Origin of the sequence: Carboxylicivirga linearis (assembly GCF_018271995.1) — a bacterium.
In the GTDB taxonomy this organism is placed as follows: Bacteria; Bacteroidota; Bacteroidia; order Bacteroidales; family Marinilabiliaceae; genus Carboxylicivirga; species Carboxylicivirga linearis.
On record NZ_JAGUCO010000006.1, the window covers coordinates 217420 to 234068 of the forward strand.

Below are 16649 nucleotides of genomic sequence, written 5' to 3' on the forward strand. Positions count from 1 at the left end.
TCAACTGGCTTTTTTTGTCACTACAAATTAAAAAAATAACCCTCACTCCTGAATATTTTACTTTTTTGGTCTGAAAATTGCATGTTAAATATTATTGCAAATTAACAATTTGTATTAACACACATTCAATAATTTGAATCGACAATTTCCTTACAACCCCCTTAACCAAGAAAGGCAGCAAGCTATCATTGCCTGCTGTCTTTTGCTTTTGTAAATGTTGCTTTTGATAATTTTAACTTAAATAATAAACCTAATTACACAAACCTCACTTATTATGAAACAGATAATTTTTAGTCTAATCTCTATCCTATTTTTTAGTTCTTGCGCGGTTCATTCCGGAATAATTACCGGTAATGCATCAATTAATGATTCTAATTTCAGGATAGTAGGATTAGCTGTTGGACAAGCCTCAACAAAACAAATATTTGGTATTGGCGGATTAAAAAAAGATGCCTTAACCTTAGAAGCCAAACGAAACCTTTATAAGAATTACCCATTGCAACAAGGACAAGCCTTAGCTAATGTTACAGTTGATTATAAGAGGTCGTTTTTCCCTGTTATTTGTAAAACCGAAGCTATTGTATCTGCAGAAATTGTTGATTTTAATAGCACAAACAATAACAGCAACTCAAAACCACTAAACGACTGTATTTCACTTGGTAACAAACCGATTATATTTCTTCATAAGGATGATCTATTACAGGCTAAAATATTAAGTCAATCTTCAAATAAAAAAACACTTCTGTTTGAAAATCAAAATGGTAATTACAAAATAAAGAAGATTAAAAACAATAAGATATATCATTCATCAAGCTATTCGAGTGAATTTAAATTAAATGACGAAGTTCTATTTCAGAAAAGCAATAAAAAGCAGATTGGTAATATAATTGCGACTAATAAAAAAGGTGTTATCATTGAGTATAACAAAACAATGTCTCAAAAAGCTTTCTACGAATGCACATACATCAATTTAATCTTGGCCAAAAGCCAACACTATTAAATTTTGGATTAGGAAAATTCATTTTTAATGCAATGGCAATTCATCAGTAAGTTTGCAACAACTATAGATACAAAAAAGACAGCAGGCGATCATTACCTGCTGTCTTTTTTATTTTATAGAAGGTTAGTTTTTACTTAAAGAACGACACCGCTGTTTTTAATTTAGCTGCCAGTTGTGTTAATTGCTCTGCACTGTCAGAAAACACATTGGCTGTGGCAGAGTTTTGCTGCGTAACCTCATTGAGTTCCTGAATAGCTTTATTTACTTGCTCAGCCCCACTTTTTTGCTCAAAGCTGGATGCTGTAATTTCCTGAACTAACATTGATGTATTTTCAATATCCGGAATGATAGCCTCTAACTCTTTTCCTGATTTTTCAGTAATATCAACACCATTACTTGTTAATTCCATTATTTCATTAGCCGCCTTTTGCGATCTCTCAGCCAATTTCTTAACTTCCGTTGCAACTACTGAAAAACCTTTACCTTGCTCGCCTGCCCGAGCCGCTTCCACTGCTGCATTTAAAGCAAGTATATTTGTTTGCTTCGCAATTTCCTCAATGATATTAATCTTCTCAGAAATAATATGCATTGCCTCACCAGCTTTCAATGTAGATTCAAATCCGGCTTTCATACCGGCTGCTGCTTTTTCAGCAATTTTCTTTGTTTCCTCCGAGTTTTCGCTATTTTGCTGAATGGTTGCTACCATTTCTTCCATCGATGAAGATATCTCTTCGGAAGATGCAGCCTGATTGGAAGCCCCGGCAGACAGTTGAGTTGAGGAAGAGGTTAACTCATTACTCGAATCTTCAATTTCATTAGTACTCTCTACTATACTATGAAGAATTTTTTTCAAATTACCAGCCATATCAATTAAGGCCAATTGTAAGTCTCCAATCTCATCATCCTTAATTTCATCTTTTGACTTAGCAACATCTAACTCACCATTTGCCAAACTTCGTGCTATAGAAACGCTGTTTTTAATCGGCTTAACAATTACATTTGCCATCCAGTAAACAACAACATATAAAAGCCCTAAACCAAGTACACCTATTAAAAGACTATAGTAAAGAATTTCATTGGCCTTAGACATAATTACATCAAGTGGTACTTCAATTCCTATTGTCCATGCTTTATCTACCCCACCTAACTTCACAGGCGACATAGATACAAAATAGTCTTTTCCGGCACCTTCATCGTAATATTTGAAATCAACATTTTCTAACTGATGAGTGCTATTGATTGCTTGTCGGAAAGAGGCAGTATCTTCCTTCATAACATCAAACAACATTTCTCCAATCCATTCTTTGTGAGTATGCCCTACAATTCTGGTATCGTTAGATAGAAAGAAAGATTTTGAACCATCAAACAAATTAATGTCCGAAACAATTTTCTCCATATCAGTTAAACCAATATCAACACCTACCAAACCAATAAATTCGCCATTCTTTTGAATTGGAGCCGCTATGGTAGTCATTAAAATACCAGCTAATTCAGGTGTAACCTGATCGTAGTAAGGATCCCAAAGTTCTAATTGATTTCTTTCTCTTGATTGATAATACTGACTGGTTAGAATTTCATTGTTTACATCCACCCGCTCTTTTGAAATGGTTATTTCATCATTCAAACGAAAATTAACTACCCTGTCTCTACCATTTCGCATATTGTAACCTTCCTCGGTTGCATTTAATTCCCATGCCTGCCAGGTTGATAGATAATTTGGATTGTTTTTTAGCCAACCTAATAACATTTCATCTAATACATACGAACGATAATTCTCATCAAACTGCTCATATTGCTCATAAACATCCCGAATTGTTATTGTTGCCTCTAATACCTGATTCAAATCACTTTGTATCATATTTCGGTATTCTGAAACTCTGGCATTAATAATCTCTTCAGAATCCTGCATAGCTTTTGCTCTAAGGTTTACACTTATATATACTAAGGTAAAACCGTAGATAAAAGTAAACGAAACCAAGGTGTACAACAATAGCCTTGATTTAAGAGTAAATCGATATCTTCTTCCCACAATAATATGTTTTTGGTTGTTTTTAGGATGTGTCTCGACGACAGTGTGAAATAACTACTTTTTTTTAACCCAACCATAAACTTTTTGCCACTTTTAGACGAAATGACCAAAATCATACTTGAAGTTGTATAATTTTAATGCATTTTTTTAGATTACACCCCATAAAAAAAGGCCAACTCACGTCGACCTTTAGTTTTATAATATTATGTAAATATTTTATTTTGTTACCACCTTAAATGTAAGAGTAAAGTCATCGTAAATCATTTTATCACCCAAATCATCAAAAAACTTGCCTGAACCATAACGTACATCGTACTTAGTACGATCAACTGTCATTGATCCTTTATAAACACCATCCGACTTTGTCACATGAAATTCAATGGGGTGCGTTTTACCCTTAATAGTTAATTTACCATTAACATGATAACCATCTCCCATTGATTTTACCGATGTTAATGCTAGTTTACTGGTTGGATAAGTAGAAACACTAAAAAAATCATCCGATTTTAAATGACCAATTAACTTTTGTTTATATTCATCACTCTCTATATCCAAATTCGTAATTGATGTCATATCTACCACAAATTCACCTCCGGTAAGCTTATCTCCTTCGAACTCTAAAACTCCCGATTGGAACAGAATATTACCATTATGCTCTCCGGTAACTTTTTTGGCATCCCATTCTATTTCACTCTTCTTAATATCTACTTTTTTGCTCTGAGCATTAGCTATAGTTCCAACCAAAAGAACCAAAACAGCTAGCATTGATGTAATTTTCATAGTCGTTTTTTTAATAGTTACACTCATTTAAAACACAACTATCAACAAAAGTGTTCATTTTAAAACTGTTATACATATGTTAATTCCATGGCTATATTTTAATGATTACTACTATTATTGATAGTTTTCTATCTTTAGAAAAAATTAATTTGACTATGTCCACTCAGGGAGAAAAGAAAGATTTATACTTACTGGATGCCTACGCTCTAATATTCAGAGCATATTATGCATTCATCAGAAATCCACGAGTTAACTCAAAAGGATTTAACACATCGGCAGTATTTGGTTTTACCAATTCATTACTCGAGATACTTACTAAAGAAGATCCAAGTCATATAGCGGTAGTTTTTGATCCATCAGGTCCCACCTTCCGACACGAAGAATACCCAGAATATAAGGCCAACCGGGATGCTACTCCTGAAGACATCAAAAAATCAGTTCCTTATATTAAGCAATTGATCGAGGCATTAAACATACCAGTTATTGTAAAAGATGGTTTTGAAGCGGATGATGTTATTGGAACACTATCAGCCAAAGCCTCTGAAAAAGGCTATCAAACTTACATGGTAACCCCAGATAAAGATTATGCACAGCTGGTTAAAGAAAATGTGTTTATGTATAAACCACGCAGCAAAGGTGGTGGCATTGACATTTGGGGAATCGAACATGTAAAGGAAAAATTTTCGGTTGAAGATCCAAAACAAGTTATTGACATATTAGCCTTGTGGGGCGATGCTGCCGATAATATACCCGGATGCCCGGGTGTCGGTGAAAAAAGAGCCAAGGATATGATTAGTAGCTTTGGTAGCATAGACGGCATCTACGAACATATTGATGAGTTGAAAGGAAAACAGAAAGAGAACATGGTTAACTTTAAAGATCAGGTAAAGTTATCCTACCATTTAGCAACCATACGATTAGATGTTCCCATTGAGCTGGACGAAAAAGCTTTGGAGCGAGAAAAACCTAATATGGATGCCGTCAATAAATTATTTGAAGAACTCGAATTTAAAAACCTGATTTCAAGAATCAATAAGTTATACGGAACAGCTCCTGTTCAAGGTGATTTATTTGGAGCTCCTGTTGAACAAACTCCGCAAGAGCCAGTAATAATAGAAAGTTCATTTAAAAACATAAATGATATAACGCATCATTATTATTTGGTTGATAATGATATGAAGCTTGCTTCGTTAAAAGCAGAATTAAGTGTTCAAAGTCGCTTTTGTTTCGATACCGAAACCACATCTGTTCATGCCATGGAAGCAGAATTGGTAGGAATGTCATTCAGTTGGAAGGAACATGAAGCTTATTACGTTCCGGTACCTGCAAACAAAGAAGAAGCAATTGAGCTGGTGAACGGTTTTAAAGAAGTTTTTGAAGACGGAAACATCACCAAAATAGCACAAAACCTTAAGTACGACATGTTGATATTAAAAAACTACGGTATTAATCTTGCCGGTCCGTTTTTTGATACCATGGTCGCTCACCACCTACTTTACCCGGGACTAAAAAACGGTATGGATTTCATGTCGGAAACCTACCTCAATTACACTCCTATCTCTTACGAATCGGTGGTGGGTCCCAAAGGTGCTAAGCAAAAAAACATGCGGGATATTGAACCTGCTCAGGTATGTGATTATGCCGCTGAAGATGCTGATATAACCTTACAACTGGCCAATAAGTTTGAGAAAGAAATTGCAGAAAGTGATGTAAAAGCTTTGTTCGAAGAGATTGAAATGCCACTGATTGAGGTCTTAACTGACATGGAATTTCAAGGAGTAAAGTTAGATGACAAAGCTCTGCAGGAATTTGCCACTAAACTTAAAGAAACCATTGCAGGACTCGAAACCAAAATAATTGAACTGGCAGGAATGGATTTTAATATTGCCAGTCCTAAACAAGTGGGAGAAGTACTTTTTGAACATTTAAAAATTGATGCCAAGGCCAAAAAAACAAAATCAGGCCAGTTTAGTACCAACGAAGAAACACTACAAAAACTAAAAGATAAGCACGAAATAATTCCTGCTATATTAGAATACAGAGGACTGGTTAAATTATTGAATACGTACGTTGAAGCTCTACCTAAATTAATCAATACTTCAACCAATAGAATCCATACCAGTTACAACCAGGCAATAGTTGTTACCGGACGATTAAGCAGTACAAATCCAAATCTACAGAACATTCCAATTCGCGATGAAAACGGAAAAGAAATACGAAAAGCTTTTACTGCATCAGATGATGAGCATGAGTTTTTATCGGCGGATTATTCGCAGGTTGAATTACGCCTAATGGCGCATTTTAGCAAAGATGAACATCTGGTTGATGCTTTTAACCGCGGTGAAGATATTCACGCAGCTACGGCAGCCAAAATCTTTAAGGTTCCCCTAGACGAAGTAACATCAGACATGCGCAGAAAGGCAAAAACGGCCAATTTTGGTATTATATACGGCATTTCAGCCTTTGGATTAGCAGAGAGACTTACCATACCTCGAAAAGAGGCTAAAGAGATAATAGACGGTTATTTTGATAGTTTCCCTGGTGTTAAAAAATTCATGGATGATTGTATAGCTAATGCACGAGAAAAAGGTTTTGTTGAAACGCTACATCACCGTAAACGAAATCTTAGCGATATCAACTCGCGTAATGGTGTGGTGAGAGGTGTAGCTGAGCGTAATGCCATTAATGCACCTATCCAAGGAACCGCCGCTGACATTATTAAACAAGCCATGGTGAATATTTTTGAACGCTTTAAATCAGAGAACATTCAATCAAAAATGATTTTACAGGTACATGATGAATTGAATTTTGATGTATTGAAAGGCGAAATAGATAAAGTGAAAGCCATTGTTAAAGAAGAAATGGAAAATGCAGTGCAGATTTCAGTTCCCTTAGATGTAGATATGGGAACCGGTCAGAATTGGCTCGAAGCACATTAATAAATAAAAAACTCTCGTTTTCCACGAGAGTTTTTCTTTTTGCATCACAGCGGCTGGTTAAAGGAGATTCACAAGGGGAACCGCTGATAAATGGGTTAGGTAATATTTAGCAGATGATATTACCATCATACATTGGTTTCGTTTTATATGTTAATGTCAAAAAAGGCAAAACGTAACACCTTTAAAAGACAAAAAATTACAAATCAGTGATGAATACCACTAATTCATACACGAAACATTAATTTTAGTTGACTAAAGAAACTTTTTAATTGACTCAGCAACTTCTTCCATTTGCCAGAGAGGAGTAGAAGTTGCACCACACACACCAATAGAAGATCTGGCTTCAGACAACCATTTAGAATCCAATTCAGAGGCATCCGAAACAAAGTAACTGTGTTTATTCACTTCGCAACAAGCAGCAAATAACACTTTGGCATTACTACTTTTCTTTCCTCCAACAAAAACAATAACATTATGCTGCTGAGCAAACGATTTTATTTTAGGAACACGCCCCGTAACCTGCTTACAGGTTGTATTATGCCATGTAATAGATTCCCCTTTTCGTTCCTCAATAAGCTGTACAATACACTTTAGCTGATCGGGATTTTTAGTGGTTTGAGCAAACACTTCTATTGGGCGAGTAAAATCCAACTGATCAATCTCTTCTTCCTTTTCAATAACAATCGCTTGTCCTTCACACTGGCCTTCCAATCCAATTACCTCAGCATGACCTCGCTTGCCGAATATAACCAATTGCCCTTCCTTTTCTTTTACCGATTGATAGGCCTTTTTTATTCGTTGTTGTAACTTCAAAACAACCGGACAGGTTTCATCCTGTAATTGCAATCCGGCTTTTTTGATTAATTGATAGGTAGCAGGTGGTTCTCCATGCGCCCTAAAAAGAACTGTTCCACTCTTTATCTGATTGATTTGATTGTACGATATAATCTTCATTCCAGATTGATACAAACGCTCTGCTTCAGCATCATTATGAACAATATCCCCGACGCAATATACCGGAGTTCCATTTTTTAAAATTTGATCAGCCGAATCAATGGCTTTGCGAACACCAAAGCAAAAACCGGAATGACTATCTATCTCAACTTTAACCATTTAATTAAGCTAAATTGCGTTCGCGTAACACATTCATAATCCAATCCATCTGCTCTTGTTTGTTCATATCACTATTATCGAGCAAAATGGCATCATCAGCTTTTTTTAACGGACTTTCTTTACGTGTGCTATCCATATGATCGCGCTGCTTTACATTTTCTAAAATAGCATCAAAAGAAAGACTGTTGTCTGTTGAATCTTTCGCTTTCAATTCGTCATAACGGCGTTGAGCTCGTATTTCAGGAGAGGCAGTCATAAAAAGCTTTACATCAGCATCAGGAAAAACAACCGTACCTATATCACGGCCATCCATCACAATACCGCCTTCTTTACCCATCTCCTTCTGTAATTCAACCATACGATGACGCACAAAAGCAATGGTACTAACCGCACTCACATTATTACTCACCTCTAAACCCCGAATTTCATCTTCAACAATGGTTCCGTTTAAAAATGTTTCGTTCTTTTTCTCTTCAGGTCGATACCTAAAAGTGATTTTTATATCGTTTAGCTTATTCTGTAATTCATCCAAAAGAATTTCACCATCTGTAATCAATCCGTTTTGCATGGCAAATAAAGTGACAGCCCGATACATAGCTCCCGTATCGATATACACATAACCTAACTCTTTGGCTAAATCCTTTGCAACCGTACTTTTTCCACACGACGAATGGCCATCAATGGCTATTACTCCTTTTTTCTGATTCATTTCTTATAATTTGCCGACAAAGGTAGAAAAAAACGGGCAGCCTTTCGACTGCCCGCTTACGGTATCCATGCCAATTTCTACCGTAAAAATTAAATATCATATTTAGCATCAATGGAATCATCATTCACTGTAATAGCATCAAATACTATATCGAATGATTGAGGACCAACTGACTGCGTAATTGCTTTTGGAAACTTAACACCATCAACATCTGTGTATTCTGTAATTAAACTAACTACATTACCTTGTGGCGTTTCACTTACCTCTTTCACTTTTAAACCTGTTGAACGGCTGAAATAAACAATTTGTGTTTTACCTGTTGGATTCGTTATTTTCATTTTATAAGAATCATCTCCTTCTACATCTTCAGATCCTAGCAATTCGGCAGTAAAACCTAACTCTGAAAATTGAGTTTCAGGAAAAATCATAGCTTCCACTTTCATGCTCTCCAATTGCTCTCCTTCCAGGTTTTGCTCACCCATAGGGCTTATCACTTTGGCTGCTTCACCGTTACATACTTGCTTCGACATTAAATTTTCACCCATATAGGTTTCAACGCAAGATTTATTTGGGCGACTACTATACATCTTCATCGTTAGATTCATGCCTTGAACAGTCATACTACCTTGCATACTGTAATTTTTAACGGCATTAACAGCATCAGCGCCACCTAAAGCAGTTACATAGTCTTCAATCACCTTTTCAGCTGTTAAACCTTCAGGTAAAGGCATTGACTTAACTTCCTCGGCATAGTAGTTATACACAGCAACATCACCTGCTGTACTAAATTTCTTCAATGTTTTCTTCATTTCAGGTACATTACCCACGGCTAAAATCAAGGCATTATCAGGTGTCAGATATTTTTGAGCCATCGCTTGAACATCTTCAAGTGATACTGCACTTAACTTCTCTAAATAGGTTTGATAATAATCCTTTGGAAGATTATATTTTTGAATATTCAAAGCAAAACGAGCTACGGTTGAAGCATCTTCCAATGAACGAGAAAAACTACCTGCAATCATGTTCTTAACCAGATTAAGATCTTCCTCTGAAACCAGCTCGGTACGCATCTTATCCATTTCATAAATAATTTCGGTAAAAGCGCTGTCAGTAACACTGGTTCTAACCTGAGCTGATGCTGAAAATGATCCTATCAAATCATCTGAACTAAGTGATGAATAAGCTCCATATGTAAAAGCTTTGTCTTCACGAAGATTCTGGAATAAACGACCACTTGAACCACCTCCAAGAATACCATTCATCACGCGAGCTTTAATCAAATCGTCATCTCCAGGTTTTAAATTTACAGTATAAGTAAGATCAATAGTTGATTGATTTGCAGCATCTTTATTTGCAACAACTACTTTTGGACCATCAAATGTGGCTGGAGCTTCGTATTTGTGTTCAGGTACTTCTTTTTCTTCCCATTTAGCAAAATAGGTTTTAGCTTGTTTTTTAGCTTCCTTCATTGAGATATCACCTACGATTACTAAATAAGCTACATTAGGACGAAAATATGTTTCGTAGTAATTCTTAATATCATCAACCGTAATATTTTCAACGGTTTGCTCGGTTAAAATTTCTCCGTAAGGATGATCTTTACCATATAATAAAGCTCCTGAAATATTATTGGCTATTGAAGATGGATCTTCTTTATCAGCCTTGATACCGGTAAGCATTTGCTTTACCGACTTATCCAACTCTTCCTGAGGAAAAACAGGATTATACAGTACATCAGCCAATAGGTCAAGTAATTCATCAGAGTGCTTTTTAAGCGAACTTGCATAAATACTCTTTGAATTGGTTGAAAGAACAGCACCAATAAAATCAACTGCTTCGTCAATTTCAGCTTTTGATTTAGTAGTAGTACCGGCACGCATTAAATCACCTGCCATTGAAATATATCCAGCTTTATCACCTTCAAAAATAGGATCAATATCCAATGATAAGCTGTATGACACAACTGGTACTTTATGGTTTTCAACAACAATTACTTTCAAACCATTTTTTAGTTCGAATGTTTTGGCATCTTCTATATTGATTTTCGGAGCAGGTCCGGCTGCAGGCATTTTGCTACGGTCGAGTTGCGCATTTACCGAAATGGCAACTAAAACACTTAAAAATAAAAATACTATTTTCTTCATTGAAGTATATTTTAACCCTTAAATGGGTGTTCTGTCTAAACTATTTATGAATAAACTGATGATTAGTTTTGTTGCGATTTTGGTAAGTAATATAGCACTACTCTATTGTCTTTAGTAAGGTACTTATTAGCAACACGCTGAATATCTTCACGAGTAACAGCCAAATACTTATCCAACTCGGTATTAATCAAATTAGCATTACCGAAATAGGTGTAATTTCGTGCTAAAGTATTAGCTCGGGTTGCCACTCTAATGTTACCTTTTACAATATCGTTCTCAAACTGATTTTTTAATTTCTGAAATTCTTTTTCTGAAATTAATTCATCCTGAACCTTTTTAATCTCAGCATCCATAGCATCTTCCAAATCTTTGGTTTCAACTCCCATATTAGGTAAGGCTATAGTCAAAGCCAATGATGGCTCTTTGTAACCAATTGGAAAACTAGCTACCTGCATGGCTTTTTGCTGATCATCAACCAACGACTTATACAAACGTGAGCTTTGGCCTTTTGATAAAAGCGTACTCAACATATCCAATGCATAATAATCATCAGTTCCCATGGCCGGGGTACGATAAGCTTGTAAAATCAAAGGAAGTTGTACGTTATCAAAAACAGTATCACGAACTTCACCATTTAATGGAGGCTCAACAACCGGGTTATACTCTAAATTTTGTTTTCCGCGAGGGATATCAGAAAAGTATTTTTTAATCCATTCTTTGGCCTGATCAATTTCTATGTCGCCAGCCAATACTAAAACAGCATTATTAGGCACATAAAACTTATTGTAGAATTGCTGAAACTCTTCATCTTTAGCAGCCATAATATGCTCAGGATCACCAATGGTAGTCCAGCGATATGGATGTTCAGTAAAAGCACGCTTCATTGTTTCCTGAAGAATAGTACCATACGGACGATTGTCGTAGCTTTGCTTTTTCTCTTCAATTACCACTTTCTTTTGAGTAGCAATACCTAAAGAATCAACTTTAGCGTGCAACATTCTTTCCGACTCCAGCCACAAACCTAATTCTAACTGGTTAGAAGGTAGTGTTTCGTAATAATAAGTTCGGTCGCTTGAAGTATTTGCATTTAAAGTACCTCCCGCATTTTGCACAATTTTAAAATACTGTCCACGATCAATATTTTCTGTTCCTTCAAACATTAAATGTTCAAAAAAATGTGCAAAACCTGTGCGATCAGGACTTTCGTGCTTTGATCCAACATTATACATTACCGAAACTGTAACATTTGGGGTAGTTTTGTCTTGATGCAAGATAACGTGTAAGCCATTATCCAGATCAAATTCCTCGAAGTTAATTTTATTCAATTGGGCATTAACAGATCCCAGGCCAGCAATAATAAAAAGGAATGCCAGCAATGAAAAACGATTATTCATACTCGAAGTTCTTTGGTTTAAGTGATAAATCAAAATTTAGCTTTGACTTCACCAATTAACAGACCAAAAGGCATAATAGTTTGATATGATTTAATTTATGTTATTATAGTTTACATAAACAATGTTCGTAATCGAACAGTAGTGTGTTCGATTACGAACACAATTGTCAGCAATAAATAATTTTTATTTTTTACTTAGTTCATGCACATATTGATTACAGACTACTATTTTTGCATATTACCAATCATTTATTGCAACGAAATATTATAACATGCGATATATTCGAATAGTAAAGTGGCTGACTTTAATTATTGTAGCAGGTTTTTATGCCTGCACCGATACAAGTTTTTGTTTATCGAATCAACATGCCATTCAAGCTTCATTTTATTCATTATCCTCAGGAAGTGAATCCGACACCACTTTAAGAGGTGTTTATATTTGGGGTGCAGGTCGACAAGATTCACTGTTATACGATAGTACTAATGTGAATTCAATGTTTTTACCATCTAACTTACATGCCGACAGTACTATTTTCATCATTAAGCAATCAGTATTGATTAATAATACTGTTAGATCTGATTCTGACTTTGTTCAATTCAACTATTCACGACATTTAAATCATGTTTCGGGCGAATGTGGTATGACATATAACCTTGTGCTCGATACCGTTTATTATACAACCAACCTTATTGATTCTGTTAGTATTGGATATGCCAACGTAAATTATGGAGAAGATGCCGAAAATGTTAAGATATTTATTCAGTATTAGTTTATTAATAACCTGTACCATTGCTTTTTCTCAAGAAACAGAAGAAGCAAACAGTTTGGAAAAACCAAGTTTTGATCCGGGTATTGCAATTGGTATCAATGTTGGCACCTTCATTGTTCCATTTTTTGAGCCCGAACGTTTAGGACTGGAAGCCACTGGCAGAATTCAGTTTAACAACAAATGGTTTGCCGTAGGAGAATTAGGTTACGAAAATGTATCGTTTGATAAAGATTCGTATGATTATGATTCGAACGGTAGCTTTCTTCGTCTGGGAGTTGATTACAATATATTTAGAGTTGAAGAAATAGGAAACAACGATAACATCATTTTAGGATTCAGGTATGGATTTGGTGTAACAGACTATAAAAGTAACAGATACACCATCAATGATGATTATTGGGGAGATTATGAGGGAACTGTAGGTAGTGGCACCTCCACGGCTCATTGGGGAGAATTTGTATTTGGATTACGATCTGAGATTTTCAAAAACTTTTACATGGGCTGGAGTGTCAGAGCCAGAGCTCTTTTTTACATCAACAATACACAACAATTAGAACCATATGCAATTCCGGGTTACGGAAAACGCGATAACTCAACTAACGTTTCTTTTACTTATAATCTGGAATATTATTTACCCCTTCGTAAAAAGAAATAATGCCTATGGATGATCACATTGCCATTGAGGAATTAAAGGCCGAGATTCCAGCTGTATTAGTAGAAATTGAACAAGAAATTTCTCCACTACTTTCGTTGGGTCAGGTAGCCAATTACATTCCTGAGTTAAGCAATGTTGACTCAAACAACTTTGGCATGGCAGTACGTTTTATCGACGGAGCTACATTTGAAACAGGAAACAGCAGAACTAACTTCTCTATACAAAGTATTTCAAAGGTTTTTAGCCTTACCTTAGCTTTTGCCATACTTAAAGAAAATTTATGGTTCAGAGTGGGTAAAGAACCCTCAGGCAATCCATTTAATTCACTTATTCAGCTTGAAAACGAAGATGGTAAACCTCGCAATCCATTCATTAATGCCGGAGCAATAGTTATAGCCGACATCATTTCATCGCATTTTGAAGATCCGTTAAACACAACAATAGATTTCATTCGCGAAATTGCCATCAACAAAGAACTATCCATAAACATGGGAGTTTTACAATCTGAAAAAAACTACGGTCATCGAAATGCAGCATTAGCCCATTTTATGAAGAGCTACAACAATATTCATTCCGATGTTGAAGATGTTTTGGATCTATACTTTGGTCATTGCTCCATTGAAATGAATTGTTTTGATTTAGCTACAGCCTTTTTATATTTGGCTAATCATGGTATCCATCCACTTACCGGAAAGGCCTATTTAAATGCCAGCCAGGCAAAAAGGCTGAATTCCTTATTGCTTACCTGTGGCACTTACGATGCTGCAGGCGAATTTGCCTATAAAGTTGGGATGCCGGGTAAAAGCGGTGTGGGCGGTGGAATTGCAGCCATAATTCCGGGAGTTCTATCAGTGGCCGTCTGGAGTCCCGGATTAGATAATTACGGTAACTCGTTAGCCGGAGCAAAGGCTTTGGAACTTTTTACAACTAAAACCGGTATATCCATTTTTTAAAATTAAAACACTAACATATGATACTCGCAAAATCATTTAAAGCAATAGGGCAATTTATATTCCGATACGGTTTAGCACTGATATTTATCTGGTTAGGTATTTTAAAATTCAAAAATTCAGAAGCTGATTACCTGAAAGATATCCTTCAAAACTCTTCAATGTTTAGCTGGATGCTGAAGTATGTTACTTCTTACACCTTCTCATTGATAATTGCCTATCTGCAAATTGGCATTGGAATATTATTAGCAATTAAACCCGTTGCAAAAAAGCTTTCGTTAGTAGGCGGTTTACTTGCTGTATTAGTATTGGGAATTAGCGTATTAACTTTGTTCACATCGGGATATGTGTGGCAAACCGGATACGGATTTCCTGAATTATCAAAAGTGGGACAAAGTATTTTAAAGGATTTACTATTATTTGGAGCAGCCGCCTGGTGTGTAGGCGATTCATTATAAAAAATAATTATGGGTGATATTTGTGTTTTTTGCGCGTCGAGTGCTAAAGTAGATCAGAGCTATCTGGAGGAAGCTTATTTGTTAGGCGAAGTTTTGGTTGAAAACGGATACGGACTTAAATATGGTGGAGGTGCTGTGGGTTCGATGGGAGCCGTTGCTAATAAAGTACTTGAATTGAATGGCAGAGTAACAGGTGTTATCCCGTATTTTATGGTTCAGGTTGAATGGGAACACAAAGGGGTTGAGAATATGATTCATGTGGAAACCATGGCCGAACGCAAAGAGTTGCTGATAAAAGACATAGAAGCAATAGTAGTACTTCCAGGGGGAACCGGAACATTGGAAGAATTATTTGAAGTTCTGTCATTAAAGAAACTGGGGCAATTTACGCAGCCTGTCATTCTGGTCAATACCAATGGTTATTTCAATGCCTTAAATGATTTTCTGAACAAAATGATTGATGAGAAATTTATGCGACCCGAACATGGCGAATTATGGCATATAGTAGACTCTGTTAAAGAAATTCCGGAGGCATTAAAAAACATTCCTGACTGGGATGAGGATGCCCTAAAATTTGCAGCCGTTTAGTAAGACTTTTTATATACTTTTGTAGCAAAGCGAAAGACTTTTTATGATTCAACAGGACACAACTAAAGCAAAATTACCCAGCCAGCAACTGAACGTTGGAGAAATTGATGTTTCTTCTTCTCAGTTACGTACACCTGTCCTGCAAATTGAAAATGAAACACCCAGGCATTTGATCCAGCAACAGCAGGTGTTTGTAAAACCCAAAGTAAGCTATCAAAAGCTATCGCATAAAGATTCTATTTACTTAAATCTTCTGCCATCCGAATCGGATAATATTTTTGATTCAGAACTGAGCTTCGAAACCGAACAACCTGTTAAGGAAATCATTAAAAAAGAAGAAGCATCATCAGAAAATAAAAAGGTAAAAAATATTGAAAACAAAAGTGTTGAAGTTCAAGAATCACAACCAGACACCATCGAAACCATTACGGTGGCACCCATTCCTACACCCATCAAAATAAGATCTACCAACCAGTTTGAAGGATCAAAAGACTGGCTTTCCGGATTTATAGTGTTAGCCATTTTAATAGCAGGAGTGGTTAAAGTTACTTCAGGCAAATACCTGAACGACATTTTTTCATCCATCCGCTATCAGCAATCAGCATTTAAATTATTCTCCACTTTAAACCTGCAAAACCAAAAGCCGGGTTGGGCTTTGTCTTTTCTGTTTATCTTAAGTACATCGTTGCTTATTTTTGAATATACCCTGGTTATGGGTCGTCAGCCAGAAGAAATATCACACTTTTTATTTTTGGCTGGTATTTTTGGAGGAATTATTTTATACGCATTTTTAAAAAGAACTACCTATCAACTGGTTGGGTATATTTTCGACACCCTAACTGATACTAAATCCTACTTATTTAATGCCGAATTGTTAAATAAAGCTTTTAGTGTAAGTATTCTTCCTATTATATCTATTGTTCCATTTGTAGATCAGGCTACAGCAACCCTCTTACTTAAAGTAGGTTTAGTTCTATTTGTACTGATGTATCTGGTGCAATTGTTAAGGGGTGTTAAAATTATTTTACGCTCCCCGCTTTCAATATATTATATGTTTTTGTACTTTTGTGCGCTAGAAATTTTGCCCTTAGCTATTCTAATTAAGATTTTAATCTTATAGG

14 protein-coding genes are annotated in these 16649 nt (G+C 35.9%); 8 read left to right on the top strand and 6 right to left on the bottom strand.

Annotated elements, in window-relative coordinates:
• The first annotated feature begins 274 nt into the window (after positions 1-274).
• Positions 275-1000 (top strand): DUF6567 family protein, encoded by a 726-nt coding sequence (locus KEM10_RS11015; protein ID WP_212216052.1) that lies wholly within the window; start codon positions 275-277, stop codon positions 998-1000.
• Between the two features lie 130 nt (positions 1001-1130).
• Here KEM10_RS11015 and KEM10_RS11020 read toward each other — a convergent pair whose 3' ends face one another.
• Together KEM10_RS11020 and KEM10_RS11025 are read right to left on the bottom strand one after the other, a co-directional pair.
• Positions 1131-3029, bottom strand: a complete 1899-nt coding sequence (locus tag KEM10_RS11020) for a methyl-accepting chemotaxis protein (protein ID WP_212216053.1) — start codon at positions 3027-3029, stop codon at positions 1131-1133.
• A gap of 216 nt (positions 3030-3245) precedes the next feature.
• Positions 3246-3809: a YceI family protein gene (locus tag KEM10_RS11025; protein ID WP_212216054.1), complete on the bottom strand. Its 564-nt coding sequence runs from the start codon at positions 3807-3809 to the stop codon at positions 3246-3248.
• A 155-nt stretch (positions 3810-3964) separates the two neighbouring features.
• On the opposite strand from KEM10_RS11025, the gene polA reads away from it, so the two are divergent.
• Complete coding sequence (polA, locus tag KEM10_RS11030) at positions 3965-6748, top strand: DNA polymerase I (RefSeq protein WP_212216055.1); 2784 nt, start codon at positions 3965-3967, stop codon at positions 6746-6748.
• Positions 6749-7000: 252 nt separating this feature from the next.
• Here the strand turns inward: polA and KEM10_RS11035 are convergent, their stop codons facing one another.
• The 4 genes from KEM10_RS11035 to KEM10_RS11050 form a co-directional block, all read right to left on the bottom strand.
• Positions 7001-7861, bottom strand: coding sequence for a 4-hydroxy-3-methylbut-2-enyl diphosphate reductase (locus KEM10_RS11035; protein WP_212216056.1), 861 nt, complete (start codon positions 7859-7861; stop codon positions 7001-7003).
• A 4-nt stretch (positions 7862-7865) separates the two neighbouring features.
• Positions 7866-8570, bottom strand: a complete 705-nt coding sequence (cmk, locus tag KEM10_RS11040) for a (d)CMP kinase (protein ID WP_212216057.1) — start codon at positions 8568-8570, stop codon at positions 7866-7868.
• 89 nt (positions 8571-8659) lie between these two features.
• The gene (locus KEM10_RS11045; protein WP_212216058.1) at positions 8660-10714 is read right to left on the bottom strand and encodes a M16 family metallopeptidase; all 2055 of its coding nucleotides are present in this window, start codon (positions 10712-10714) and stop codon (positions 8660-8662) included.
• Between the two features lie 62 nt (positions 10715-10776).
• Entirely contained in the window at positions 10777-12108 is a 1332-nt protein-coding gene (locus KEM10_RS11050) for a M16 family metallopeptidase (RefSeq protein WP_212216059.1), read from the bottom strand.
• Positions 12109-12379: 271 nt separating this feature from the next.
• Between KEM10_RS11050 and KEM10_RS11055 the strand changes: the two genes are divergently transcribed.
• Genes KEM10_RS11055 through KEM10_RS11080 form a run of 6 tightly spaced genes read left to right on the top strand, consistent with a single transcriptional unit; the run spans position 12380 to position 16648 of the window.
• Complete coding sequence (locus tag KEM10_RS11055; protein WP_212216060.1) at positions 12380-12877, top strand: DUF6452 family protein; 498 nt, start codon at positions 12380-12382, stop codon at positions 12875-12877.
• Positions 12843-13532: a DUF6048 family protein gene (locus KEM10_RS11060; protein ID WP_212216061.1), complete on the top strand. Its 690-nt coding sequence runs from the start codon at positions 12843-12845 to the stop codon at positions 13530-13532. The genes KEM10_RS11055 and KEM10_RS11060 overlap by 35 nt, the downstream gene beginning before the upstream one ends.
• A gap of 5 nt (positions 13533-13537) precedes the next feature.
• The gene (locus KEM10_RS11065; RefSeq protein ID WP_212216062.1) at positions 13538-14485 is read left to right on the top strand and encodes a glutaminase; all 948 of its coding nucleotides are present in this window, start codon (positions 13538-13540) and stop codon (positions 14483-14485) included.
• 17 nt (positions 14486-14502) lie between these two features.
• Positions 14503-14940, top strand: a complete 438-nt coding sequence (locus tag KEM10_RS11070) for a DUF417 family protein (protein ID WP_212216063.1) — start codon at positions 14503-14505, stop codon at positions 14938-14940.
• Between the two features lie 9 nt (positions 14941-14949).
• The gene (locus tag KEM10_RS11075) at positions 14950-15528 is read left to right on the top strand and encodes an LOG family protein (RefSeq protein ID WP_212216064.1); all 579 of its coding nucleotides are present in this window, start codon (positions 14950-14952) and stop codon (positions 15526-15528) included.
• Positions 15529-15571: 43 nt separating this feature from the next.
• A complete protein-coding gene (locus KEM10_RS11080) occupies positions 15572-16648 on the top strand; it encodes a DUF4271 domain-containing protein (protein WP_212216065.1) in 1077 nt (358 codons plus the stop codon).
• Position 16649: the final 1 nt, after the last annotated feature.